This window comes from Methylicorpusculum oleiharenae, assembly GCF_009828925.2.
In the GTDB taxonomy this organism is placed as follows: domain Bacteria; phylum Pseudomonadota; class Gammaproteobacteria; order Methylococcales; family Methylomonadaceae; genus Methylicorpusculum; species Methylicorpusculum oleiharenae.
In genome coordinates this window covers 4,909,572-4,934,149 of the sequence record NZ_WUTY02000001.1, presented here as the reverse complement: position 1 = coordinate 4,934,149, position 24,578 = coordinate 4,909,572, and the positions used below count along the sequence as shown (strand labels likewise).

The window sequence follows — 24,578 nt, the reverse complement described above, 5'->3', positions numbered from 1 at the left end:
TGCCTGTAGCCTGTTTGAGGCAGCAGGCAGAGCTGGTTATCCGCTGCGCCAAATTGAAAAAAGCAGCCAAATGCCGCCAAACAGCGCGCCTATAAAAGCGGTCAGGCCGATGAAAGAAGACGTCCCGCCTTCCACCGTTGAGACGATGGAGCTTCCAATTATCATTGAAGCGGTGACCAGACTCACCGACAGGCGGTTGACCAGGCGGTCAAGTTCTTTGCCCAGCCATTCCGGTCTAGAGATATCCAAACGTACACTGACCGCACCCCGTCTTAAATCTTCCAGTATACGGTGCAAATCCTGTGGGAGACCTGACAGCATTTCCACTAGACTGGCCACTGACTTTAGTCCTTTACGGGTCATAAATTCGGGGCTGTAGCGTTGCAAAAAGGCCCGTTTGAGTAATGGGGTTGCAGCAACGACCAGATTAAAATTGGGATCGAGTTGGCGGCCGAGTCCTTCCAGTGTGATAAAGGCTTTGATTAGCAGCGTTAAGTCGGCCGGTAAATTGAGCTGATGATCTCGTAACAGCGTCGTCAGATTAATCAGTAATTCGCCCATGTTCAGATCTTTAAGCGGCACATCATGGTACTGGTCGATAAAGTTATCGATTTCCATAATGAGATTGTCGTAATGATTGGACGACTTGTCGGCCCAGCGCAGCAGTATTTTTACGACTAAATCGGAATCGCGTTCAACCAGTCCGTGCAGCAAGTTGATCACTTGATTGCGGCGTTCCTCCGACAGTCTGCCGACCATGCCGAAATCGATAAAGGCAATCCGGTTTTGTTCCAGGAAAAAACAGTTGCCCGGGTGCGGATCAGCATGAAAAAAACCGTCTTCCAAAATCATTTTCAATATGGCATCGGCACCGGCTTTCGCCAGCTTTTTCCGGTCCAGGCGAGCCAGGTCTAACGCTTTCATGTCGTGGCCCGATATGCCGACAATAAATTCCTGAACGTTGACGCGCTCAGACGTCCATTCCCAATAAACTTTTGGAATAACGATAGTCCGATGGTTCCGGAAATTAGCACGCATTCGTTCGGAATTGCGGCCTTCTATCGCCAGGTCCAGTTCCCGCCGCATGGAAAGCGTGAATTGACGCACAATATCTTGCGGATTATAGCGGCGAAGATCTTTGAGCTCTTTGGCGGCAATGTCGGCTAACTGATTCAGCAGCCGTAAATCGGCTTCTACGACAGCTCGAATGCCGGGGCGGCGGATTTTAACAATGACGGGGGTGCCGTCGTCTAAAAATGCTTTGTGGACCTGACCGATGGACGCGGCAGCCAGCGGTGTTTTGTCAAAAAGTGCAAAAACGGTTTCCGGGTCGGCGCCCAAGTCCTCTTTGAGTTGCGCCATGATTTTATCGATGGGCGCAGGACGCGCCTGATCCTGAAGTTTTTCGAATTCGGCAATCCAGGGAGGGGAAAACAGGTCGGGGCGGGTTGCGAAAATTTGCCCCAGCTTTACAAAAGTCGGGCCCATTTCTTCCAATACCCGGCGTACCCGCTCGGGCGACTCCATATTGGTTAATTCATCGATTTCGTGCCAATGCAGCACATGTCCGGCACGTTCTACGATGCCTGCGATTCCCAGTCTTTGTACCAAATCCCCGAAACCATAACGGATCAGAATTGAAGTAATTTCATGCACACGGCCAAAATCCCTAGCGACAGATAAAGTTTCCAATAACATTGTTTAGCGTTCTCGATGAATCCACGATGACAAATTATAACGTTTTAATGGCTGTGGGTCCTGTATCGATAGACAGGGGCAGCATCCCTGCTACCGACATACCGGCAAAGCTTACGCCAACCCCTTTTTATCATCAAACTGGGAATTGCTGAGACGGAGGCGATTGATGCAGGCGATTCAAATGATCATTAGGCCAGATCAGGTCCATCATTGATAAGTTTGCCCCTGGTGTTTTAGCCACCCCGCAATGTGACCGCCTCTTGGGTCATGGTGTGTCCAGTGAAGGACGCCTCCTTTTGAATTCCATTCATATTCGCCGTAAAACGCAACGGTATCCCCTTCATTTAAATCATGGATTTTGGGTGCAAGATCGATATTGTGCGCTATCAAGAGGGTTTGCTTGTCATTGATCTGCAGAATGAAACGCTGGTGTCTTGAGCCATTAAGATCGTCAGGCAATAGTCGGGTTACCCGACCTTCTCCTTGAACCTGAATGTCGCTTTGTCTGTTAAGGAACGCATTTTCCAGCTGGATGTTTCCGTCATTGGACGATTCCATCGCAATTCCGGGGACGAGGCTGCCGTTTTGTTCCACGGCGCCGAATATCAGTGCCGCGAGGACCGCCAGGTAAATTAGTTTTTTCATGGGATGCCTTACTCAAGTTTCAATAAATGCCGGCTGCAGTTCTTGGTTCAGCGTCTTGTGCTGTTAAAGATTGCCTTCTGCCGATATAATGCCGCGTCTATTAAGTATATGAGTGAGTGACGTGAATACCAAAGAATACATGCTTAACCTTGGACGTGAGGCCAGAAAAGCGGGTAGAGAAATCAGTCGTGCCGACAGCGGTAAGAAGAATGAGGCTTTGCTTAAGATTGCAGCGATGCTCGAAACTCATGCGGATTGGCTGATGGAGGAAAATCTCAAAGACGTGCAAAAAGGCAGGGACAGCGGACTGGATCCTGCCTTGCTGGACAGGCTCGAATTCAAGGCTTCAGGGATTAAGTCAATGGTCGAAGGTTTAAAGCAAGTAGCCGCGTTGCCGGACCCTGTAGGAGAAATCACCGATCTGACCTACAGGCCCAGTGGTATTCAGGTCGGACAAATGCGCGTGCCTTTGGGGGTGATCGGCATCATTTACGAGTCGCGCCCCAATGTGACGGTCGACGCCGCCGCGTTGTGCCTCAAATCCGGCAATGCGTGCATTTTAAGAGGCGGTTCTGAATCGATTCATTCCAATAAAGCTATCGCCTCCTGTATCAGCAAAGGACTGGAGGCTGCCGGTCTGCCAGCGACAGCGGTGCAGGTGGTGGAAACCATCGATAGAGCTGCGGTAGGCGAATTGATCACGATGTCCGATTACGTCGATGTTATCGTGCCGCGAGGCGGCAAAAGCTTGATTGAACGCATTACCAAAGAAGCGACGATTCCGGTTATCAAGCATCTGGATGGCATTTGCCATGTCTACATCGATAATACGGCTGATCATGAAAAGGCTTTGGCTATTGCCGTCAACGCAAAAACTCACCGTTACGGCGTTTGCAATGCAATGGAAACCCTGTTGATTGCAAAAGGTATTGCCGTGACTTTGCTGCCTAAGCTGGCGGCGATTTACCGGGAAAAAGGGGTTGAGTTACGCGGCTGTCTTAAAACCTGTTCGATTATTACACCTTGCCTGAGAGCGACCGAAAATGATTGGTCAACCGAATATCTGGCGCCTATTTTGTCAATCAAGGTAGTGGCGGATATCGATGATGCGATTGATCATATTCATCGCTACGGTTCGGCTCATACAGATGCTATCGTCACCGAAAATTACACGCTGGCCCGGCGTTTTTTGCGCGAAGTCGATTCAAGCTCAGTGATGGTCAACGCGTCAACGCGTTTTGCCGATGGGTTTGAATACGGATTGGGCGCGGAGATAGGTATCAGTACCGACAAATTGCATGCCCGGGGCCCGGTTGGGCTTAAAGGTCTGACGACGCTCAAATACATTGTACTGGGCGACGGTCATATTCGCGAATAGATGTTAGGTGTTTACGGCGGGACATTTGATCCCGTGCATTTCGGGCATTTGCGGACGGCATTGGAAGTTAAGGAACTGTTCGAACTGGATGAAATTCGTCTGATTCCCTGTTTTATTCCGGCGCACCGCGACGAGCCGTCTGCGGCCGCTGTCATGCGGGTCAAGATGCTGGAACTCGCATTGGCAGGCAGGTCCGGAATGACCCTTGATACCCGCGAAATTGACCGAGGCGGACCTTCCTATATGGTGGACACGTTGGCCTCTTTGAGAGAGACCATGGTTGCAGAAATGCCGCTGCTGCTTTTTATCGGTGGCGATGCTTTTGAACACCTGTGCCAATGGCACCGTTGGCACGCTTTGTTTGATTATGCCCATGTGGTTGTGATGACTCGCCCTGGCGCCGGTCATTCCGAGCTCAGTGAGGTTTTAAAAAATCGTTATACCGATTCAGTACAAAAACTAAAAGACACGGCCTGCGGATCTTTATTTTTCCAGCGTGTCACACTACTTGATATTTCAGCGACAGCGATCAGACAGATGGTGGCCGAAGGGCGTAGTCCGGGGTTTTTATTACCCGACGCCGTCATCAGCTATATTGATCAAAATCAACTTTATCGGCGCTAGTCAGCGCACTCTCACAGGAAATTGAATGCAACCAGAAGAAATATTAGAGATCGTCCAGAAAGTTTTGGATGAGCGCAAAGGACACAACATTACCGTTATCGATGTGCGAGGCAAAACCTCTGTCACCGATTATATGGTCTTGGCAACCGGTACATCCGATCGTCACTTGAAATCCTTGGTCGATTATGTAGTAGCCGAGTTGAATGAAAAAGGCTATAAACCGTTGGGGCAGGAAGGCGGGTTGGGGTCAGACTGGGTATTGCTGGATTTGGGTGATGTTATCGTGCACGTCATGACCGATCAGGCTAGACAGTTCTATCAATTGGAAAAACTATGGTCAATCGAACATAAAGCAGAAGCGGTTAATGCCTTGCAGGATTGATTTGGCTTAACCGTTTAACCAATAAGTCATACTATTTTCCGTTGCCGGGTAAAGCTCGGCGTTTCGGAAAGCGCTCAGTTGAGATCGAAAAAACAGCTTAGGTCTGGCAATGAGGGCAGAAGACAGTGGTTCGATTACTGATTCTTATCTCGGTGAGTGGCCTTAAACACAGCGTGCAAGGCTCACCGCCCCGTCCGTAAACTTTCAGCTGCTGCTTGAAATAGCCCGGTTTTCCGTCCTCATTGACAAAATCTCTCAAGGTGGTGCCGCCCTGCGAAATAGCATTTTGCAGTACCCGGCGAATGCAATCGGCCAAGTGCCGGTAGCGGGCCAGACTGATCTTTCCTGCGGCGCGGGTAGGCTTGATGCCGGCCATGAATAAAGCCTCATTCGCGTAAATATTACCCACCCCGACGACAGTATGGCTGTCCATGATGAAGGATTTTGCCGCCAGACTTTTATTTTTGGACTGATGATAAAGGTGTTCGCCGTTAAATTCACATTCCAGTGGTTCAGGCCCCAGATCCTTTAGCAGTGGATGTTCATTTGCCGGTTTTTCGGTCCATAACACAGCGCCAAACCGACGCGGGTCATTGAATCTCAGCAGCAGGTTACCGGCAAATATAAAATCGATATGGTCATGTTTTTGTGGCGGAATGCCGTTCGTGACAATTCTCAAACTGCCTGACATGCCCAGATGAATGATCAGGGTTCCCGATGCGGTATTAAGCAACAGGTATTTGCCTCTTCTGGCAATATCCGTGATGGTCAGTCCCGGCAAAATTTGCTGAAGATCATCGGTGACCGGCCAGCGTAAACGTGATTCTCTGACGCAAACTGATTTTATGGCGCTGCCTTCCAGGTGGGATTGGATTCCACGTCGCGTTGTTTCAACTTCGGGTAATTCAGGCATGGCAAGGTCTTTTTGATTAACAATTAAAGGGTATCAGCTCACTCCATCTTATTTTATAGGGTGTAGGGGCTTGATTTCAAAGGACGCATTAATACGTCCCTGTAGCTCTCTGCAACATCCCTGTTGCAGAAGCCATTTCAATTAAGCATCTATACCCGCTATTCCAAGCGGGCACGGAGTAACCAAAGCGTTAGCGGCGTTTACGTTTACGCCAGATCAGTAAGCCGCTGATAATCAATAATGCCGGAATGATCAGCAAAAAGCCAAAACCCATGATGGCGACCGCGACCGGAGGCAGCAGCAATTCTTTATCCGGTGCTTTTTTCAGGGGTATGGCGACCAGACGGTCATCGCCGGTTAACCAGTTGATGATCCTGAGGCCCAGGTCAGAATTGCCGACGTTGCCGATAAAAGCATTGGCTATAAAATCGCCATCGCCCATCACCAGGATGCGTTGTTCTTTTCCGTCCTTTATTTTACGTTTCAAGGCATAAGCAATTGCCAAAGGGCCTTGTTTTTCAAGATTACCCGCGTTGAAAACAGCATCGGCATTCAGACTGCCGGTTTCCGTCCATGACTTTTCAGAGCTTTGCAGCCATGCCTGAGTATCAAATACAGTGGGATTTTGACGCTCCAGCGCTGCGCTTTGAGGGAAAAGTGTCATTAACTGAAAGTTTTGCGTCAGTACATGATCCGGATAGCGGCCAATCAGGACAAATGAAGCGTCGTTGACTCCATAGAGCAAAGCTTGGGTATCCATGACGGTGCCGGGCAGACGGGCGATCCCCAGATAGCGTTCCAATTCGGGTTGCCCTGCGCTGTCCGGATCATATAACCAGAGAAAATGACCGCCTTGATCGATAAATTGCTTGATAATGTCGATTTCACCGGGCAAAAGCCGGACGGTCGGGCTGGCCAGGATGAGCAATTGAGCGTTATCGGGGATGGCCGGCATTTCAACCAGATTCAAGGCGTGTGCTCTAATGCTGCGCTTGGTCAGTTCCTGACCGAATTGACCCAAATCAAAATTGGCACGGCCGTCTATGGCGCGCTCGCCATGGCCGGTTAAAAAACTGATCCAGCGTTCGTTGCCATAGGCCAGTTGCGTGAGTGCATTGGTTAAGGTTGATTCATCAAGATATGTGATGCGTTCGCTTTTATCCCGATATTCGACAAACACTGTGCCGGTCGATGCAATGTTCAATTCACGGGCTTTGTTCGGGTTGGAATCAGGATCGACGAAGCTGAGCGTCAGGTCCGGTTTATAATCGCTGTAGCGCGTGACAAGTTGAGCGATCTGGGCGCGTAGAGACGGATCTCTTTTGATAAATGCGCTTATTTTGACGGGACTGTGTAATGAATCCAGCACATTTTGAGTGGCTGGAGACAGTGTGTTGGCGGCATTAACCGTGATGTCCCACTGCGCTTTAAATTGGGTGCTGAACCAGGCCAGACTAGCTAGCAACGTGATCAGCAGACAAGTGATCAGACTGTTTTTTATCCGTAATTTCCGGTGGAGAGGGCGGGTCAGCTTCATGTTTACAGGCGCTCTTTATCCAGATTACGGATGCTGAGTATCAGAAACAGCATGATAAAAACCGCGAAGTAAATCAGATCTACGCTACGGATCAGCCCGGTTTGTATCATTTGAAAATGCTTTAGCAGCGATAAATACTCAAATAATTCGCTGTGCTGATCTTTGATGCCCGTGGCTAAATCCATTATCCACAACAACAGCAATAAACCGAAGGCGCCTAAAGCGGCAATGATCGGGTGCCCGGCAATACAGGACATATAAAGCCCGGTCGAGGTAAATGCCGACAGCAGCAAAAACAAGGCGAGCAGGTTGGCCAGACATTTTCCGTAATCCAGCGTGCCGCCGGTTAACAAGGATAACGGCATCAGGCTGATCAGCAGGGTCATGATCAAAAACAAGCCCATAATGCCCAGGTATTTGCCGAGAATGATTTGGGTGTTCGACACCGGTGCGGACAGCAAAAGAGGCAGTGTTTTATTCCGTCGTTCTTCGCAAATCAGACGCATGGTCAATAAAGGCGTGACCAGCATCAGTATGATTGCGGCATTGCTGTAAAGCGGCGTTACGACAATATCAGTCAGGCCAGGGGCGTTGTCTATCGCTGCCAGTTCGGGTTGAACCCGGATAAATGTTTCAACCTGAGTCAAAAACAGATAGGCCAGAATGAACTGGATGATTGCCAGTATGGTCCAGGCCAGCGGCGATAAAAACAGTGTTTTAAATTCCCTCAAGGCAATAGTGCGGATCATGACAGGGAATCTCTGGCGTTTGAACTGTTGTCGGAATCCGGTTGGGTGAGGGCAATAAATATATCTTCCATGCTGCGTTTAATCGGGCTTATTCCTTGCAATCCCCAGCCTTGAGCTATCGTCATCGAGGCAATCTGATCAGACGGATCGAGACTGCTGTCATAATGCACCCGTATTTTGCAGGGAGCCAGAATTTCAATTGATAGTACACCCGGCAAGGATTTCAGTAAATCGGCATTGGCAGGAATACGGGTTGTCAATTCAACAGTCGCCATTTTCATGTGCTGTTCGAGGCCTTCTATAGTTTCATGCAGGATCAACCGGCCTTCCTGAATAATTTGCACATGCGTACACGATTCCTGAACTTCGCTCAAAATGTGTGTGGATAAGATTACGCCATGAGCCTGGCCCAGTTCGCGAATTAAACTACGAATTTCCCTGATTTGGATAGGATCAAGGCCGACAGTCGGTTCGTCCAGAATAATGATGTCCGGGTTATGTAAAATCGCCTGAGCAATGCCTACCCGCTGCTGGTATCCCTTCGATAAATGAGCGATCAGTCGGTCGGATACGCTGGTAAGACCGCATTTCTCCTTGGCCGTTGTCGTTGCCACCTTGATTTGATCGCATGGAACCTGATGCAGTTGTGCGCAATAGCTTAGAAATTCATCCACCGTCAATTCGCGGTATAGCGGCGGCGTGTCGGGCAAATAACCGATATTTCGTTTTGCCGCTACCGGTTTGTCCAGCAGATCGTGGCCATTGATGGTGATTCTGCCGGAGCTGGGCGCCAGATTACCGCACAACATCTGCATCGTCGTCGTTTTGCCCGCGCCGTTTGGTCCCAGAAAACCCAGGACATCCCCTCGGGCCAATGAAAAGCTGAGATCATGAACAGCACACTGTTTACCGAAATAACGGTATAGATTTTCAGCTTCTATCAGCTTCATGAAGGCAATCGGTTAAATTTGTTTCAACAGATTTTCAATTTCAACTTGTAATTTTTTACGGTAAAAAAGAAATTTCCATCGGGTGCCGCCGCATTGCCGCCACAACATCGCTGCACGGATTCCTGCCAGCAAAAGTGTCCGGATTTTGTTGACGGTTTCAGGCTGGCTTAAATAGTTCTGCTCGCCGTTTACCATGATGCGTGGCTGCAGGGTACTGATCGTGTTGTGATAGGTGTCGCCTAAATTGGCAAACACATTTTCATGCAGTAACCCGAAATGATCGCGCTGTTGCTGCGCTTTTTCTATGCCTTGGCTGATGGTTTTCAATAAATCCGGCCGTTTTGCCAATTGTTTTTCCAGAAAGACCAGCGAAGCCGCATAGCGGGCTTGTTCAGGATTGGAAATTTGAAAGCCGTTCAGTTGTTGATTCAGTTGTTCCAGGCCCAGTTTGATGCCGCTCAAGCCATTAAAAACAGCCTCAACCGAGTCAGAGTCTATTTTCAGAATACTGGCAACGCTGCATTCTAAGGCGGATGGGTCGGTTTTTCCCTGGGTTGCGAGTTGTTGCACCAACGCCGCCGATTGAGCCACTCCGGCTAAAGCGAGGGCTTGGTTTTTAATGGTATTCAATTGCATGGATTTAATTACCTGCAGGCGAGTTGATTGGGACAGTTTCTGGCGACAGGATTGCCTGCCGTAACCCAGCCCACTATACCGTTTTGTAAGTGATATATATTTTTCATTTGCTGGGTTTGGGTCAGCAATTGACCCGCTTTAGCGCTGCGATTGCCGCTTTTGCAAACCAAAACTACGGCTTGATCCGGAGTCGAACGCAATTTGTCCAGTTTAGCCAACCATCGGTCCAGATCATATCGGCCCTCGGCGTCGAAAAAAGTCAGCGGATAACTTTGGGGAATCAGTCCGGATGCCGCCCATTCTTGAGGCGTGCGAATGTCGATAATCAACGCATTTTGCCGGTCTCGTAAGTCTATCAATTGCGCAATGTCCACCCGGCTTAATTCATCCGCCGGCAATAACGACGGTAGCAGACTGAATAACAAAAGAAGGGAGGTGATGAGTTTTCTATGTTTTATCATGATAGGTTATCCAAAGTGCTTTGAGCCCAGGTGATACTGTCCAGGAAAGCAGAGTTGATTATATGGGCTTCCAAATTTTGAAAAGTATGCAAATGCGGAAGGCCTTGCTCATAGGACTTGACGTAAAGTAACACTTCTCCGCCAAACCCTTCATGGTTGAGTATGGCTTGGCTGACTTCCCGGTTCAGCGGTAACTGAGCCAGAGCTTCCTCTATGGGTATGTCCATTAGGTTATCAAGGTTGGAAAACATACCCATTAAAAAAAACATTTCAGTATCTTTACCGAGATACTGAGCAATTAGTTCACACATTTTGCCTCTGATGAGGGTGGTTTGTATGATCGCTTTAGGTTTGTTGGATAAAGAGCTGAGCGCAATGATATTGGTCCAGCGTTTTATCTCTATCATGCCCAGATAGCTGATCGCCTGCTTGATAGAAGAAATCTTGTTGGGAATAGCAAAAAATGCCGAATTGATGTAGTGAAGCAACTTGAAGCTCAGCGTGGCATCCTGCGATATGATCCGGCTTACCTCATCGAATACCATATCGGGCTTGTTGATAGCAGCCAACAACTTGATCAAGGCGGTTTGGCCAATGCCTAATCGTTTTCCTTCAACAATGTTGGGTTTGCTCAGGAAAAAGCCCTGAAAGTAATGACAGCCTCGATCGCGCAGCATTTCGAACTGTTGGCGGGTTTCAATTTTCTCGGCCAGCAATTCGGCTTTATAGGATGAAAGCCTGTCGATGGTGAGATTTAACTCATGGGTATCCATGGCCAAAACGTCCAACTTGATGATATCGGCCAGTTTTACTAAAGGTTCCCATTCGGGTAAAAAGATGAAATCATCCAGCGCAATGGTGTAACCTGACGCCGACAACTCTTGTAAATTTTCAATAATCTTTTTATCAATGACGGTATTTTCGAGAATCTCGATAACAATGCGGTCTTTTGGCAGGGCAAGAGGCGTTTTGTCGAGAATATTGCCAGTAGTGAAATTAATAAAGGCTTTATGGCTGCCCACCAAACGGTTGATGCCTATTTCAAGAATGGTGTCCGTGATTACTTGGTGAGTTGCTTTACTGGCCTGATTATCCTGGCTTAGATCAAAATCTTTCCCTCGGAATAAAATTTCATAAGCGGAAATTTCTAAATTTCGATTGAATATTTCTTGCCGAGCAATAAGGAAATCTTTCATTCAGTTGTCAGATCAATAACTGCCCGTTAAGCTGTGAGAAATAGATAAATTTGAGAATACTCGCGATTTATAGCATGATTGCTCCCGTTAAGTCGAGGGTGTCGAAATTCTATTACTAACTTGTGTATTGGAGACAATGTATGTCGGAAAAGGTAACGTTAACAGTCAAGGGAATGAAATGTGGCGGCTGCGAAGCAAACGTCAACGGTAAATTGGAGGCCTTGGAAGGCGTACTCTCAAACAGTGCTTCATTTAAGGAAAATCAAGTCTGTGTCGAATATGATGCTTCCAAAATCGATCTGGACGCGATCAAAAACGTTATCACCGAGGCCGGTTTTTTGGTGGAAGAATAGTAACGTCCTAAATAATTTTTTGGTAACTATTCAGCGGAGCAACAGAACCAAGGTGATGTACCGCGTAGGTTGCGGTTGGCGATAGCCAACCCAACATTTCAAGGCCATGGCATTAATTGTTGGGTTGCGAAAAGCATGCAACCCAACCTACACAGAATAATTACTTTTTTTGTAGCTATTCTGCAAGTTTGTTAAATAATGGCAACACTTGATTTGTCGGGCTGTGGGCAACAGCCAATCGAACCAAAAGCACTGAATGGTTACATTGTTTGTAAATATGGCTAAAAGGCAATCTTATGAGTGCGGTAATTCAAAATGACACGACAAATAATGCTCTCCGGTTATCCATTCTGGGTATGCGCTGTGCGGGTTGTGTCAGCGCTGTTGAAGGAGCGCTCAAAGAGGTTCCGGGTGTCTTAGAGGTAACCGTCAATTTTGCGGATCACTCGGCTTATGTCAAAGGCGATGCTGATCCTGATTTATTGAAACAGGCGATTATTTCTGCAGGCTTTGATGCGGCAATCATGGAAGGACTGGAAGACCCGTCGGCTCAGGAGGCATTAGAGACAAAGCGCTATCAGGAACTGATGAAAAAGGCCGGGGTAGCCGGTGTCCTGGGTGTTATTCTGATGCTGGGTGAGCATTTTGAATGGTTTCCTGAAATTGGTTCACCCAACGGACAGTGGTTCTGGCCTCAGCTGGCTTTGATTACCCTCGGTGTATTGATTTATTCCGGCTGGCATTTTTACAGCGGTGCAGTCAAAGCGTTGACATTAAAACAAGCCAATATGGATACGCTGATTGCCTTAGGTACAGGTTCAGCCTGGTTGTTCTCGTGTATTGTCATTGATTATTCGGCTAATTTGCCCTCATTGGCAAAACATGCCTATTTTGAAGCGGCTGTCGTCATTCTTGCCTTCATCAATTTGGGTTCAGGGCTCGAAACGCTGGCCAGAGGCAAAACCTCGAGTGCGATTCGCCAATTGATTGGTTTGCAGCCCCGAACCGCTCGGGTCGTCAGGGAAGGGATAGAGCAGGATATTGCGATTGAGGATGTCGGGCTTGGCGATATTTTGCGCGTCAGGCCGGGAGAAAAGATTCCTGTCGACGGCACTGTAACGGAGGGCCATTCGACGATTGATGAATCGATGTTGACGGGTGAGCCGATACCGGTTGAAAAAATAAAAGGTACTCTCGTTGTTGCCGGTACGATGAATCAAAAAGGCACCTTCATGTTTCAGGCGACTCGTATCGGTCGGGATACGGCACTGGCTCAGATCATCAAAAGTGTCAGGCAAGCGCAAAGCAGTAAGCCGGAGATTGCGCGTTTGGCCGATAAGATTTCAAGTATTTTTGTGCCCGGCGTGGTGCTGATTTCCCTGTTTACCTTCGTCATTTGGTACACCTTCGGGCCCGAGCCTTCGCTGGGTTACGCCTTTGTTACTTCCATGACGGTGCTGGTGATTGCCTGTCCTTGTGCACTGGGTCTGGCGACTCCGATTTCCGTAATGGTTGCAGTGGGTAGGGCGGCTCAGGCCGGTATCCTGATTCGTAAAGGCGAGGCGCTTCAGACTGCGGGAAAACTGACGGCTATCATTCTGGATAAAACAGGAACGGTAACGGAGGGTAAGCCCAGTGTTGCCACTATTAAAGCGCTAGGTGATTTTTCCGAAGAAACGGTGCTTGAATTAGCGGCCAGTATTGAGTCAGGTTCTGAACATCCATTGGCGGGGGCGATTCTTTCAGCCGCCGAAGCCAGACAGATTAGCTTAAGCAAGGCTCAGCATTTTGAAGCTGTTGCAGGTCATGGTGTCTGTGCTGAAATTCAAGGCCGCTCCGTTTATTTTGGAAACGCGGCTTTAATGGAAGTTAAAGGCGTACAGTATGGCGAGCACAAATCTACGCTGGAAGCACTTTCCGCGTTAGGTCAGACGCCCGTTTTGCTGGCAGTTGACGGACAGATAGCCGGGATAATAGGCGTAGCCGATCCGATCAAAAAGGATTCAGCGGCTGCAATCGCCAAATTGAAGGAACAAGGTGTTCGCATCATTATGGTGACCGGCGATAATCCGGTTACAGCCAAAGCGATCGCCGATCAGGCGGGTATTACTGAAGTGCGGGCTCAAGTCTTGCCGCAAGACAAGGCGGAAGTGGTCAAACAACTTCAGGACGCCGGTGAAACGGTGGGTATGGTGGGGGACGGAATCAACGATGCGCCTGCCTTGGCACAGGCTAATGTCGGTTTTGCCATAGGTACAGGCACCGATGTGGCGATTGAAAGTGCTGACATTGTCATTTTACAGGGCTCGTTGTTAAAGGTATCCGAAGCGATGGCCTTGTCCAAAATGACCGTTATCAATATCAAGCAAAACTTGGTGGGTGCTTTCTTTTACAATACCGTTAGTATTCCGGTGGCTGCCGGATTACTCTATCCTTTGTTCGGCGTACTGCTCAATCCGATGATTGCAGGTGCTGCCATGGCGATGTCATCTGTAACCGTCGTGACGAATGCAAATCGCCTTCGCTGGATTAAACTTTAAACGTAATTACTTGGCCCGCTTTGAATTGAGGGTGTAGGTGCTTGATTTCAAAGGACGCGTGAAGTCGTCCCAGTAGCTCTCTGCAACTACCTGTTACAGAAGAAGCCTTTTCAATCAACCACCTACACCCCATAAAAGTGGAGGAGTGAGCATACCTTTAAACTTAAAAAACCGGTTTAAACCACGAAATGTCCGAAAGACACTTAAAAAAATAAGACTGTTGGAGTAAGCCGTCATTCATTTTTAGGGGTTGACTCGCTGCAGGGGTGTCACGTTGAATACTTTCGTGCTTTTAATGTTTTTCGTGGATCAAATGATTCTTCTTAAGAAAAAGAGAATGTTATGAACTATTCTAAATACCTTATTACCGCTTCTGTTCTTTTGCTGCTTGTTGGCTGCGGTGAAAATTCCGATAATAAAAGTCAGCCCGTAGCGTCGACTGCCCATATAGAAGGCGTAGTGACGGACAGAGACGAACCGGTGACACAGGGCAAAATTCTCGCGAAAGATGCGGCCGGCCAAACCGTAGCTACGACAGATGTCAGTAAAGACTCTAAATTCGCGATTACGATTCCAGCCAGTGCTCATTATCCTGTCGTATTAGAAGTAACTACAGGTGAAAGTGTCCTTGAGGCCGTGGTATTGGACCCTATGCCGGCTCAGCTTGATATTTCGACCATGTCCAGTCTGGTGGTTCAATCAGCCAGAGATATTGGCGGCATAAGCAAGACCAATATGGCGCAAGCGGCGATAAACGCGATACGTCAAAATAAAAAAGCGAGTGGTAAATCGACATCGGCCGGTTTTAAAGGTGATCCGACCAAACAATACGGCGGCTGGCACTGATTATTTGGCGCATTTCGTAACTACTCGTCCACTTTGAATTGAGGTGATTGATTTCAAAGGACACGTGAATACGTCCCTGTAGCTTTCTGCAATATCCCTCTGTTCGAAGCCTTTTCAATCACACCTATACCCAATAAAATTTGAGGGGGTGAAATGAATGGGGTGATTTGTCGTATAAACTGGTTTTCGGCTTGCCGCAAACAGACAAAGCATTCATGACTGCAATGCTGGGGCCTTGTTTTCAAGGGGAACTGAACAGTAAGCCCGAGTTTGCTACACAACTGAATTATGAAATGATGGGCGGTCGGTATGTTTTTGCCGTTAGCTATGTCGATCTTGACTTTCAATATGAGCCCGTTCAAGGTGACAGTATTGCGGGTTATCTTTCATTTCGTCCTTTGGTATTTTCCGCTCAGTCCAATGGGGAGATATTCGTTTTGACCGGTGAGTACTTACATCAATGGAATCGGTTTAGCGGTTTTGGTCATTCATTACCGGATAAAGAAACAGCGACAGAAAGCTGGTATGTTGAAAGCACCTACCGCTTCATTCCCCAGTTGCAGGGCGCTGTTCCAAATAATGTGCTATACCTGAATACCCATGAAAAACAGTATATTAGGATGGGGTGTCTCGGGGCACCTGATCATGTTGACTATGCCAAAGGCTGGAAGGTCAGCATACGTTGGTATGTGACCACTTCTTGGATGCTCAAAGCAGAATACCATCGTTATGAAGGAACCGCCGGGATACCGTCAGCCAACAATCCGGATCCTGATAGCACTCATAAGTACTCGGATTTGACCGGTTTGCATCGTTCTTACCGGTTTTAACGGGATGGAAACCACCTTTTTTCTCAGTTTACGATGGAAGTTAGCCTTAGTGCTCGGCGGTGTTTTTATTGTATTAAACACCCTGTTTGCCTATTTTGCCTATTCTGATGCAAAACAAGGATTCAACGAAGAGCGGCTGTTGTTGCGTAATAAACAGGATAATCTGGCGAAAATGTTGTCTGAGGATTCATTCCTGATTCTGGAACAGTTAGCAGAACTGTTCGTTCTGAATGGTCAAGAACCCAATCGTTATTCCGATCAAAAAATGCTCAGCGTTTTTGACCGTAATTGGGAACAGTGGCAGTTTATCTGGGACTTGGAAAATATCACGGTCTTTGACGCCACCGGCTTAAAAATCAAATCCAGAGGAAGAAAAATTCATACCGATCGTGTGCTTGTCGATCAGACGCTGCAATCGGAATCGCCTGTTCATACCATCAATTGTTCACAAACGTCCTGTTATCAACAAGTGATTGTGCCGGTAATGGGCAAAGGCACTTTGGTTGGCGCATTCAGTATGGCTAGAACGTTTGCCGATACCGTCATCAAATTCAAAGAGGCCACACGCGTCGATGTGGGTGTTTTGATTGATTCACCTAAAAAGTTAACCAATGGCTGGCCTTACACGCTTTCAGCCAAGACTTTTGCGGGATTGGATTTTGATTTGTTCGCTTACCTGACCGAACACTACACATTCGTGCAGTTATTAAACAAGAGCGGAACATTAACCGTTAATGATCAGATTTATGAAGTAAGAATTCGGCCGTTGAGAATGGATAATGCGACTCAGGCGCCGTTTTTGCTGATTGTCGAGGAAATTACCGGAAATATGCGCATGCTGGATAGCCAGCTGGAAAAAGTTTGGATACAGGGCTTGATGAGTTTACTTTGCTCGCTAGCGGTATTAGTCCTTGTTTCATGGTTTTTTTTACGGCGTATTGCTTACCTTGCCAAGGCGCTGCCTCTTTTGGCAACGCATGAATATAATCAATTCAGGAAAGAAATCGTTCAAAAAAAATGGATTAGCTTGGGTTTCGATGAAATCGATAAACTGAATGATACGGTCTTGACCCTGGCTCTGCAGCTGGAAAATCTAGAGCACATTGTCCGCAAAAATACGCTGCACATTTTAGAAAAAAGCCAGGAATTAGCGACTGAACGCGATTCTATCCAGGAGTTAGTCAATTCAGCGCCGGTCATAATGCTGACGCAAAAAGTCAATGGGCAAATATTGACTATCAATCAAGAAGGCGTGAAGGTCTTCGGTGAAGAAAAAAATCAGGTAATCGGACGGCTTTTCGACCTGTATCTGCCTCCGACAGAGACGCATCATCTGAATCAGCTCGATCAGTTACGCTTGTCCAAGTCAATGCACCCGATTCAGATTGAGGGCGGCTTTATAAGCGCTACAGGGAGTTTTCTGCATGTTTTTTGGATTCATACTCTGTTTAATTCAAACCGACAAGGCAGTGAACCGATTGTTCTCTCGCTGGGAATGGACATAAGCGCTGAAAAACTGACCGAACAGAAAATGCTGAAAATGGCGTCTTTTGATCCGGTAACCGGGCTGGGCAATCAGCAACGATTTCAACGAGAACTGCCGCAGGCACTGAAAATAGCAAAACGTTACGGACATTCAGTGGCGCTGCTTTATTTTGATCTGCAGCAAATTAACCTGGCTCAGGAGGCAGTAGATAAAAGAGTCATGGTAAAAGTGGCAAGTCATTTAAAGCAATTTATGCGCGAATCCGATTTGCTGTGCCGAATCGGCGAAAGCCAGTTTGTCCTGATTTTGCCGGATGCGCAGACACCGGGCGTAGTCTCTCTGGCCCAGAAAATAATCAAACGAATCAGTTCGTTGAAGTTAACCTTGGGCAGCCATTACGGAGAAATAGCAACCAACATCGGCATCGCTTTTTATCCCCGGCATGCTGATAGCCCGGATCACTTGTTAGCGAATGCAGAACGGGCAATGGTTTATGCCAAACTGAATGGAAAAAACTTTTATTATATATATGAGCAGACGCTTACAAATAAGCACGAAACCGATCTGAATCAAAATACTGTCCAGCAGATACAGCAACTGCTGGATAACGATGAAGGTGTTTTAAATTTTACACCGGTCTTTGATGTTCATCGAAGACGGGTCGGCTTTTATCAGTGTTCAATTTGTTTAGCCTCGCCAAATGGTGAAATTCCTCTATCCAGGGAATATGGCCAGGTCATTGAGCAACTCGATTTAGCTGAACAATTGGATCACGTATCGATAGTCAGGGTCTTTGAAATTATCGCGAGCATGAAACGGCGCAATAAAAATGTCAAACTCAGTTTGGCGCTCTCAGGCTTATCAGTAACGCAGGCGGATAGTATTAAATTTATCGGTTCGTTGTTGAAACATTACCAAATTGATCCCGGGCAGATCATTTTTGATTTAAACGAGCACTATGTGCTTAGAAATTTGACTCAATCGCACAATTTCATTAACCAAATCAAGCAGCTTGGCTGTGAGTTCTGTTTAAGTGACTTCGGCGTGGAATTTTCGTCATTTTTTTATTTGAAACAATTACCCGTTGATTTTGTCCGTATCGACGGCTCTTTTGTAAGGCGAATGGATAAACATAAAGAAGACAACATGTATGTGCGGGCTTTAGTCGATGTTATCCACGCATACGGCAAGAGAGTCATTGTTGATGACGTGGAAAGTGAGCGGGTTCTCCTATTGGTTGAACAATTAGGTATTGAGTATGCCCGGGGCAGTTTTTTCGATGAGCGGGTTGATAACCAATCGGCCAGCCTTTCCTCCTCAAGTCTTTTGCCACTTTAACCGCATCACCCTGTTCATATCCTTCTATAGGCCCGGTTCTGAGTCTTTCAATGATTCTTTTTAGGATAAGAGGAACATTTCAAGCGTCACACTCACTCAAGCTTGTTATACAATACGCCACTTGCTTAGCCCGCTCAAAGAAGGCGCTGTGCTGCGGACTTATTTCGAGAATGACAGGCAATGACTGCGGTTCGGAATACCTGAATTTTAGCAGCGCGTTACCAGGGTTTGCCTCAGATTTGATTTACTGAAGGAGAAAAGTGTTTTGACACAAATACAGGATATTACGAGTCCAATGACGTTGCTGGAAAAAAAAGCAACCTGGTCTTTGGCGGCGATTTATGCGCTGCGAATGCTGGGTCTGTTTATGATTTTGCCGGTTTTGTCTTTGTATGCTGAACAGCTGGATGGCGCCACTCCTTCATTAATGGGGCTGGCGATGAGTATCTACGGATTTTCTCAAGTGCTCCTGCAAATACCGTTTGGTCTTTTGTCTGACCGGTACGGGCGTAAAAAAATTATCGTTTTCGGGTTGTTGATTTTTGCACTGGGCAGTGTAGTGGCTGCAGTTTCCACAACCATTTACGGTGTGTTGATAGGCAGAACCTTACAAGGCGCCGGTGCTATTTCGGCTGCCGTGATGGCTTTGGTTGCCGATTTGACTCAAGAAGTCCATAGAACCAAGGCGATGGCAATCATAGGGTTGAGCATTGGCGGTTCTTTTGGGATTGGCCTGATTGCAGGCCCGGTTTTCTCTCAATGGTTTGGGGTTCCAGGTCTGTTTTGGCTGACAGCCGCCCTCACATTGATAGCGGTCCTGACTATCATTTATGTCGTGCCTGATCCTAAACAATCCAAGCTGCACCGGGACGCCGAATTTGTTCCCTCAGAAATGATGCATGTGCTTCGAAGCCCGGATCTGTTGCGTCTTGATTACGGTATTTTTGTATTGCACATGATGCTGACAGCCAGTTTTGTTGTGATTCCCTTGTTGCTTCGCGACACAGGAATGGCGGGCGGACAGCACTGGCAGATTTATTTGCCGATTTTTGTCATATCGATGGCGTTTGCAGTGCCTTTTGTTATAGTGGCCGAAAAAAAACGAAAAATGAAAAGCGTTTTCCTGGGCGCGATTGCGGTGGTTTCAGTAGCGCAAATAGGCCTGGCTCAATTTCATGACAATCAGATTGGCATCATCGCTTTTCTGGGCATTTTCTTTTGTGGATTTAACTTGCTCGAAGCGACATTACCCTCACTTATTTCAAAAACCGCGCCCGGCGATTTAAAAGGAACCGCGATGGGGGCTTATTCAAGTTCACAGTTTTTGGGATTGGCTATCGGCGGCGTGCTGGGTGGATGGTGTTACGGCGAATATGGTGCCAATGCGGTGTTTATTTTTTGTGCGGCGGCCGGACTGAGCTGGTTTTTGGTTTCATTAGGGATGAAGCAGCCTCGGCATTTGGCAAACATGCTGATATCCGTTGATATGATTTCATCAGATGAAGCCGATCAACTGGTTAGTCAAATGCTGACGCTAAAAGGAATTGAAGATGTCACGCTGCATTATGACGAAGGTGTTGCCTATCTCAAGGTCGATAGCCAGTTACTGGACAAACAGCAATTACAACAATTGATTACGCAAGCCATGCCTGCTTAAATCAGAGAACTATTATTCTGGAGAACCTATGCTAAATAAAGTTACATTAATCGGACGTTTGGGTGTGGATCCCGAAGTCCGTTATATGCCCAGCGGTGGCGCAGTCACCACCATTCGCCTTGCCACATCGAGACGCTGGAGGGATAAACAAACCAACGAACGTAAAGAAGAAACAGAATGGCATAGGGTCGTTTTTTTTGCGCGGTTAGCGGAAATTGCCGGCGAATACCTGAAGAAAGGCAGTCAGGTCTATGTGGAAGGACGCATTCGAACCCAGAAATGGCAAGGCCAGGACGGACAAGACCGCTACACCACAGAAATTGTTGCAGAAGAAATGCACATGCTCGATAGCCGCAGCGGAGGCACGGCCAATTATGGAGAAGGCGCGGGTGGCGGATATGCTCCCGCAGAACAATCCTCTAAACCCTCTGGCCCAGGCAATAGCCCCTCTAATCCACCCACTTCAGCGCCTGCCCAGTTTGACGATTTTGATGACGATATTCCGTTCTGATGCACTTCTGATATAGACAATCAAAGGTATGTCCCCGGTTATGCATTTATGTCGAGAACCCATAGGATGTGCCGACGCCAGGAGGCGCATCAATCGCGACCGATGCGCTTTACGTTGTTCAGTACATCCTACATCCGGATTCCGGCGATCCTTGTCGGAATGTCGGTTATCCGCAGACTGGGCCAAGCCCAACAGATGGGGCATTAGGTTAAATGCTCGCCAATGCAAAGCCCATAGGATGTGCCGACGTCAAGAGGCGCATCAATCGCGACCCGATGCGCTTCACGTTGTTCAGCAGATCCTACATCCGGATTCCGGCGATCCCTTTCGGAATGAGGGTTATCCGCAGACTGGGCCAAGCCCAACAGATGGGGCATTAGGTTAAATGCTCGCCAATGCAAAGCCCATAGGATGTGCCGACGCCAGGAGGCGCATCAATCGCGACCGATGCGCTTCACGCTGTTCAGCAGATCCTATCCGGATTCCGGCGATCCCAGAAGGAATGACGCTTACCCGCAGGCAGGGCCAAGCCCAACAGATGGGGCATTAGGTTAAATGCTCGCCAATGCAAAGCCCATAGGATGTGCCGACGTCAGGAGGCGCATCAATCGCGACCGATGCGCTTCACGTTGTTCAGCACATCCTACTTCCGGATTTCGGCAATCCCTTGTCGGAATAACGGTTATCTGTATTCTGGGTCAAGCCCAAAGGATGAGGCATGAGGTTTAATACAAAGCTCATAGGATGTGCCGACGCCAGGAGGCGCATCAATCGCGATCTTTTATTGATTGGATTTGGGTCTAAACACGACGATCAGCGTCGGATGAATGAAGGTACACGCTCTATACAGAAACAACGGGATCCAGGACAAGATTAACGCAATTTTATTGTTTAAATTTAAATAATACCTTTGCGGCCACTTACACACTGAGTCACTGATTATTGAGATTGAAAAATGAGTCTGGGCTTTGTCTTTTAAAGAAAACCAGCTTAATAAGCTGACCTCCTCATGATATTTCCCCATGTACTTTAGTATCTGCATAAAAACAGGTTGCGGCAAATAATGTAATAAAGGCATCTGGTAATGGACTTCCCAAGGCCAAAGACGGTTTGGTGTTGCCAAATAAACTGCACCATCGGATTTTAAAACCCTGTAAATTTCGTTTAAATGAAAGTCAGCGTTGTTGACATGTTCTATAACGTGATTACTGATCACCACATCAAAATGCTGATTCTCAAAAGGCAGATATTCTCCATCAATACATACAAATGCAAAACCTTCGCGTTGGTTGCGTTGGTCTTTCACATCCACGCTAGTCACGTCGAAATAGTCTGAAAGAAAAAATGCAATTTCACCATTGCCTGTTCCTATATCTAAAAGTTTAAGCGAAGAATTTCTTACTTTGCCGGCATCTTCTATTATTTTAAGAATCTTTAAGGCTTTTGCCTGCCGACCGCTTTGGACAATAAAGCCGGGGTTCAGGGTTGGTGGTTTAGTTTTCATTGCATTGTTTCCCAGCAAAGCTGCCTTATTCTGTCGCCAAAAATGTCCCATGAAAATTCTGCACCATGTTGGCGGCAACTTTCAGGGCTCACCTTTTGGTTTGATGAATTGGCGTTGGAAAGGCTGTTTATCACGGTTTTAGTCATTGCCGGATAGTTTCCCGGTTGGATTAACCAGCCTGATTTATTGTGGCTTACCGCATCAGGAACCCCGCCAACCGCAAAGGCAACCGTAGGAAGGCCATAAACGGCAGCTTCAATAGCCACCATGCCGAATCCTTCTATGTCGCCCGGCAGTTCAACTACAGGAAAGATATGCAGCTGGCTGCTCTGATAGGCAGCTTCGAGCTGAGCTTCGTTAACATGCCCCAGAAAAATGACATGATTTTCAAGGTTCTTGTCTTTTGCCGCTTGAGTGATTTTTTCCTTTGCGCCGGATTTATGATGCAACGCATTGTTGGGTTCATCGCCAATAATAACCAGAATGCAGTCAGGACAGGCTTTGACGATATCAGGAAAGGCGTAAAGTATAAATTCAACCAGTCCTTTGCGTTCAGTCAAACGGCCAACGCTTAACAGAATCTTTTGATCTTGGGTCAAACCCAATTCGCTTCTAAAATCAAGTGAACGGTTAGCTATTGTAATGTTTCCAGGTATAACAACACCGGGATGAACCGTTTTAATTTTATCGGACATAACGCCCTTATCGATCGCCAACTTTGCCGTGTTTTGACTATTGACCCAAAGGGCATCGCAAGAACGTATGGCGGGAAGAAAGACGCTTTGATAGACAGGGTGCGGCATAACAACATCCAATCCATGAATAAAAGCAATTACTTTGGCTTGACACAAGTAGCCTATTAAACGCGCCGACAAGGCAGTGATGCCACTTCCGGAAATGATAAGTGCGGGTTTTTCTTTGATTGCCAGACGCAGTGTTGACCAAAATGAAAACCAGAAGAATACGGGTAAAGGCCTGTGCGGAAATTCACAAAAGCGAGTTGATGGGCTTAAATATAAAGGGCTGTCAGCAGGGCCCGCGACCACCACATCGAAAGACTTGTTTAATTCCAGATAAATATGATGATTAAGGCGCTCCATTCCGCCTCTGAGTGGGGGAAAGTTACGGGTTACCAGCAGGATCTTTTTCATTACGTTCTGCATCGCGATAATGAAGGGATGAAATTTGTTCGGAGAGAATGCCTATCAAAAAGATGATTAAGGAAGACAGAATGAGCAAAGCGCTCATGTTGGTAAACCGGCTGGTCGTAAAATAGGTATAGGCGTAGTAGCTGATGCCTATTAAAAAGACCGAACCGCTGATCGGTAAAAATAAACGCATAGGGGAAAAAAGCGCCCCAATTCGCAGGATGATGATAAAAAATCGAACACCGTCACGTAGCAGGCGGATATGGCTTTTGCCTTCCCGTTTTCCGGCATGGATAGGCACATAGGCGACCGGAAAGCCGGAGCGGAAAAAAGCCATGGTGCTGGTCGTCGGATAAGAAAAGCCGTTGGGCAAAAGGTAAAGAAATTTTCTGAATTTATTCGCTTTGACCGCCCGAAAACCGCAGGTAAGATCTTCAATCTTATGGCCTGTCATCAACGAAGCCAGCCGGTTATAAAATGAATTGCCTATTTTTCTGAACCAGGAGGCTTGCGTGCTGACGTGTCTGGCTCCCACCACCATGTCATAACCTTCATCCAGTTTCGCTAATAGTGCGGGAATGTTTTGCGGATTATGCTGGCCGTCGGCATCCATGAATATCAGTATCTGACCCCGCGCATTTCTGGCGCCGGTTTTGATCGAAGCCCCATTGCCTTGGCTGTAAGGGTGGCTAATGACTTTGGCGCCGGCATTTTGAGCAATTTGAGCCGTGTTATCGGTAGAACCGTCATCAATCACCAAAATTTCAGCATCAGGCACGATCGCCTTCAATTGTGTTAACAATTCCGGCAGGTTCGCCGCTTCGTTTTTAGCCGGGAGCACAATGCTGAGTTGATTATTGGACTTCACAAAATTGTCAGATGATGAGTTTGCTGGATTCAAGATTACTGTGAATTGTTGGGTTAAGGTTATTACCTAAAACAATCGACCGGACTGAAGTTTAGCAGATCAAGAAGAAAGGGGAGGATTATACAGGTGCAGGAGTAAGTTTAAGACGGGACTCTTATTTAGCAGGGTAGGTTGGGTTGCCTGCTTTTCGCAACCCAGCAATTAGGCTATGTTCGCGTTAATAGTAGGCGTCGCCCCGGCAGGGAATGCCGGGGTCCAGAAGCCTTGGATGGCGTTGGGCTTTCACATCCTTGTGACCTGGGTTCCGGCAATCCCTGCCGGAATGACG

At 47.3% G+C, this 24,578-nt stretch carries 23 protein-coding genes; 10 read left to right on the top strand and 13 right to left on the bottom strand.

Going from position 1 to position 24,578, the window contains the following annotated elements:
* Positions 1-36: 36 nt before the first annotated feature.
* Together GO003_RS22000 and GO003_RS21995 are read right to left on the bottom strand one after the other, a co-directional pair.
* The gene (locus tag GO003_RS22000) at positions 37-1,698 is read right to left on the bottom strand and encodes an ABC1 kinase family protein (protein WP_159659062.1); all 1,662 of its coding nucleotides are present in this window, start codon (positions 1,696-1,698) and stop codon (positions 37-39) included.
* Positions 1,699-1,905: 207 nt separating this feature from the next.
* Positions 1,906-2,343, bottom strand: a complete 438-nt coding sequence (locus GO003_RS21995) for a DUF3465 domain-containing protein (protein WP_159659063.1) — start codon at positions 2,341-2,343, stop codon at positions 1,906-1,908.
* A 139-nt stretch (positions 2,344-2,482) separates the two neighbouring features.
* On the opposite strand from GO003_RS21995, the gene GO003_RS21990 reads away from it, so the two are divergent.
* From GO003_RS21990 to rsfS, 3 genes are read left to right on the top strand one after another with little or no spacing between them, the layout of a single operon-like run.
* Entirely contained in the window at positions 2,483-3,721 is a 1,239-nt protein-coding gene (locus GO003_RS21990; RefSeq protein WP_159659088.1) for a glutamate-5-semialdehyde dehydrogenase, read from the top strand.
* Positions 3,722-4,345, top strand: a complete 624-nt coding sequence (gene nadD, locus GO003_RS21985; RefSeq protein ID WP_159659064.1) for a nicotinate-nucleotide adenylyltransferase — start codon at positions 3,722-3,724, stop codon at positions 4,343-4,345.
* Positions 4,346-4,370: 25 nt separating this feature from the next.
* The gene (gene rsfS / locus GO003_RS21980; protein ID WP_159659065.1) at positions 4,371-4,727 is read left to right on the top strand and encodes a ribosome silencing factor; all 357 of its coding nucleotides are present in this window, start codon (positions 4,371-4,373) and stop codon (positions 4,725-4,727) included.
* 97 nt (positions 4,728-4,824) lie between these two features.
* Here the strand turns inward: rsfS and mutM are convergent, their stop codons facing one another.
* The 7 genes from mutM to GO003_RS21945 form a co-directional block, all read right to left on the bottom strand.
* A complete protein-coding gene (mutM, locus tag GO003_RS21975) occupies positions 4,825-5,640 on the bottom strand; it encodes a bifunctional DNA-formamidopyrimidine glycosylase/DNA-(apurinic or apyrimidinic site) lyase (RefSeq protein WP_159659066.1) in 816 nt (271 codons plus the stop codon).
* Positions 5,641-5,830: 190 nt separating this feature from the next.
* Positions 5,831-7,177 carry a GldG family protein gene (locus GO003_RS21970; protein ID WP_159659067.1) on the bottom strand — a complete coding sequence of 449 codons (1,347 nt, stop codon included), beginning with the start codon at positions 7,175-7,177 and terminating at the stop codon, positions 5,831-5,833.
* Between the two features lie 2 nt (positions 7,178-7,179).
* Positions 7,180-7,926, bottom strand: coding sequence for an ABC transporter permease subunit (locus tag GO003_RS21965; protein ID WP_159659068.1), 747 nt, complete (start codon positions 7,924-7,926; stop codon positions 7,180-7,182).
* Positions 7,923-8,876, bottom strand: coding sequence for an ABC transporter ATP-binding protein (locus tag GO003_RS21960; protein WP_159659069.1), 954 nt, complete (start codon positions 8,874-8,876; stop codon positions 7,923-7,925). The genes GO003_RS21965 and GO003_RS21960 overlap by 4 nt, the downstream gene beginning before the upstream one ends.
* Positions 8,877-8,888: 12 nt before the next feature.
* On the bottom strand, positions 8,889-9,512 hold the full coding sequence (hflD, locus tag GO003_RS21955) for a high frequency lysogenization protein HflD (RefSeq protein WP_159659070.1): 624 nt from the start codon (positions 9,510-9,512) through the stop codon (positions 8,889-8,891).
* Between the two features lie 8 nt (positions 9,513-9,520).
* Complete coding sequence (locus tag GO003_RS21950; RefSeq protein ID WP_231089145.1) at positions 9,521-9,973, bottom strand: rhodanese-like domain-containing protein; 453 nt, start codon at positions 9,971-9,973, stop codon at positions 9,521-9,523.
* Positions 9,970-11,169, bottom strand: coding sequence for an EAL and HDOD domain-containing protein (locus GO003_RS21945; protein WP_159659071.1), 1,200 nt, complete (start codon positions 11,167-11,169; stop codon positions 9,970-9,972). Before GO003_RS21945 ends, GO003_RS21950 begins: the two co-directional genes overlap by 4 nt.
* Positions 11,170-11,309: 140 nt before the next feature.
* Between GO003_RS21945 and GO003_RS21940 the strand changes: the two genes are divergently transcribed.
* From GO003_RS21940 to ssb, 7 genes are all read left to right on the top strand, one after another.
* Positions 11,310-11,522 carry a heavy-metal-associated domain-containing protein gene (locus GO003_RS21940; RefSeq protein ID WP_159659072.1) on the top strand — a complete coding sequence of 71 codons (213 nt, stop codon included), beginning with the start codon at positions 11,310-11,312 and terminating at the stop codon, positions 11,520-11,522.
* A gap of 296 nt (positions 11,523-11,818) precedes the next feature.
* Positions 11,819-14,062 (top strand): heavy metal translocating P-type ATPase, encoded by a 2,244-nt coding sequence (locus tag GO003_RS21935; RefSeq protein ID WP_159659073.1) that lies wholly within the window; start codon positions 11,819-11,821, stop codon positions 14,060-14,062.
* 342 nt (positions 14,063-14,404) lie between these two features.
* Positions 14,405-14,908: a hypothetical protein gene (locus tag GO003_RS21930; protein ID WP_159659074.1), complete on the top strand. Its 504-nt coding sequence runs from the start codon at positions 14,405-14,407 to the stop codon at positions 14,906-14,908.
* Between the two features lie 167 nt (positions 14,909-15,075).
* Positions 15,076-15,738 (top strand): hypothetical protein, encoded by a 663-nt coding sequence (locus tag GO003_RS21925; protein WP_159659075.1) that lies wholly within the window; start codon positions 15,076-15,078, stop codon positions 15,736-15,738.
* Between the two features lie 4 nt (positions 15,739-15,742).
* Positions 15,743-18,562 (top strand): EAL domain-containing protein, encoded by a 2,820-nt coding sequence (locus GO003_RS21920; protein WP_159659076.1) that lies wholly within the window; start codon positions 15,743-15,745, stop codon positions 18,560-18,562.
* A gap of 295 nt (positions 18,563-18,857) precedes the next feature.
* Positions 18,858-20,219, top strand: coding sequence for an MFS transporter (locus tag GO003_RS21915; protein WP_159659090.1), 1,362 nt, complete (start codon positions 18,858-18,860; stop codon positions 20,217-20,219).
* 28 nt (positions 20,220-20,247) lie between these two features.
* The gene (ssb, locus tag GO003_RS21910; protein WP_159659077.1) at positions 20,248-20,730 is read left to right on the top strand and encodes a single-stranded DNA-binding protein; all 483 of its coding nucleotides are present in this window, start codon (positions 20,248-20,250) and stop codon (positions 20,728-20,730) included.
* A gap of 203 nt (positions 20,731-20,933) precedes the next feature.
* On the opposite strand, the gene GO003_RS21905 is transcribed toward ssb, so the two are convergent.
* The 4 genes from GO003_RS21905 to GO003_RS21890 all read right to left on the bottom strand — a co-directional run bounded on the left by GO003_RS21905 (position 20,934) and on the right by GO003_RS21890 (position 24,250).
* A complete protein-coding gene (locus GO003_RS21905; protein WP_159659078.1) occupies positions 20,934-21,107 on the bottom strand; it encodes a hypothetical protein in 174 nt (57 codons plus the stop codon).
* A 404-nt stretch (positions 21,108-21,511) separates the two neighbouring features.
* On the bottom strand, positions 21,512-22,234 hold the full coding sequence (locus GO003_RS21900; protein ID WP_159659079.1) for a class I SAM-dependent methyltransferase: 723 nt from the start codon (positions 22,232-22,234) through the stop codon (positions 21,512-21,514).
* Positions 22,231-23,385, bottom strand: a complete 1,155-nt coding sequence (locus GO003_RS21895; protein ID WP_159659080.1) for a glycosyltransferase family 4 protein — start codon at positions 23,383-23,385, stop codon at positions 22,231-22,233. Before GO003_RS21895 ends, GO003_RS21900 begins: the two co-directional genes overlap by 4 nt.
* Positions 23,357-24,250, bottom strand: coding sequence for a glycosyltransferase family 2 protein (locus GO003_RS21890; protein WP_159659081.1), 894 nt, complete (start codon positions 24,248-24,250; stop codon positions 23,357-23,359). The genes GO003_RS21895 and GO003_RS21890 overlap by 29 nt, the downstream gene beginning before the upstream one ends.
* Between the last annotated feature and the right edge of the window lie 328 nt (positions 24,251-24,578).